1 protein-coding gene is annotated in these 1,642 nt (G+C 38.2%); it reads right to left on the reverse strand.

Features of this window, described 5'->3' with window-relative positions; genetic code table 11:
• Positions 1-218: 218 nt before the first annotated feature.
• Positions 219-1,607, reverse strand: a complete 1,389-nt coding sequence (locus tag ACO6HM_RS12345; protein ID WP_485391319.1) for an ISNCY family transposase — start codon at positions 1,605-1,607, stop codon at positions 219-221.
• Positions 1,608-1,642 lie beyond the last annotated feature (35 nt).

Here is a 1,642-nt window from a genome sequence, read left to right on the forward strand (position 1 = left end):
AAACTTTGAAGAATGGATTATTCTTATAGACTCTAAAATGGAGTATTTTACAGATAAATTTGCAAAAGAAAATAATTTAAAACTGGACTACAGCATAGGGTCACTTGACGAGGTTGAAAAATGGATTCTCACTAATTACAGTGAGATAAAGGACTGTCAAGCATAAATGATTATGTCCCAAAATAATTAATTTATAAGCCCCCACAAAGGGGCTTTTATTATGCACTTTTTATGTCTTCTTCAATTCTGTGTGGCTGTGAGTGTGCGAATTTATTAAAGGCATCCAATCTCCAAGGATGGTTCATTGGAGGTATATAAGGCTTTCTAGGCTTTGGCTGTTTGTAGTCAGCGTCCAAGTCCTTAGATTTATGCTCATGAGCCGGTATTTCTTCCAGTGCATAAATATCTTTGTCATTTACGCACGCAAACATAGACCTATCAAATGCCTTGATAAGCATAACCTTGGTACCTTTTCGATAATGGATCTGCAATCCTTTATTATCTATCATCTTATAAAATTTCTTCTCGAATTGAATCGCATGTCCGGCATCAACAGTTCTCTCAGTTAAAACCGCCAAAGTAAGATTTATTTTTTCTTTAGATGGTTGCGTTTCAAAGACAGATTTGATACCATAAAGTGGAAGTGAGAACTTCTCATTGAATTCTTTTATGTAGGAGTGAAGGAATTCATTGGCTTTATGGATATCGGTTACGCCTGCGAGCCTTAGCTCAATAGGCAGGCGTGACTGTAAAGTCTGATTCAATCGTTCTATACGTCCTTTAGCCTGTGGTACGCTGCTTGATTCAAGCTGTGTGCCAAGTTGCTTACAGGCGTATGCAAACTGTGTATAGGTGTCTTTGTCGTCAGATAAGGCACCTTTTTTCTTGTAAGTAAATACAGTTCGTTTATCAGTAAGAAACTTATAGGGAATACCATAATCAGTAAGAATCTGCTCAAATACATGGTAGTATCCATTAAGAGTCTCCTGAGTATCAAACCAGGCACCTGTGACAACACCTGAGGCATCATCAATAGCCAAATGTAGATGCCATATCTGTCCCGGCACCCATTCATAAGGGGTAGCATCCATCTGAAGCAATTCACCAAAATAAGCACATCTTGGACGACGACTGTGAGCATCTTCAACTGCTACTAAGTTAGCTTGTATCTGTGATAATTCCTTTTTTGATGTTGTAGCTTCCTTCTTAGCTCTGAGAGCTTGCTTAATGCGTCTACGCTTAGCTTTTGTAGCCTTTGGAGATAGAATGTACTCTGACTCCAAAATACTCATTACAGAGGAAGAAGAGATACTTATGCCTTCATGCTTTTTTAGAAGCTCTGTATAGTGTTCAAAGTTAGCCTCGTAGTATTTAGTTCTGTATAGATCAAGAACCTGACTTCTGATGTCAGGATGGATGGTGGTAACCGGCTTCTTACCTCTGTTACCATGAATAAAGAATGCTTTACCATCTTTAATATAGCCTTGTATCATACGGTTTATATGCCTCTTGGTGCATCCTAGGATAAGAGCAGCTCTATCCTTATTAGCTGTATCTGGGTGATCTATCAGACCTTTAATAACCTCGTACTTTCTTTGTTCATCCATTGATAAAATAACCTTTCTGATAAGTCAGTTCCTCC

The sequence above is a fragment of the Catonella sp. genome, assembly GCF_057250765.1.

What these genes read in the sequence shown, in the direction of transcription:
- ACO6HM_RS12345 (WP_485391319.1), bottom strand. Translation starts at nt 1,607, where the DNA reads ATGGATGAACAAAGAAAGTACGAGGTTATTAAAGGTCTGATAGATCAC.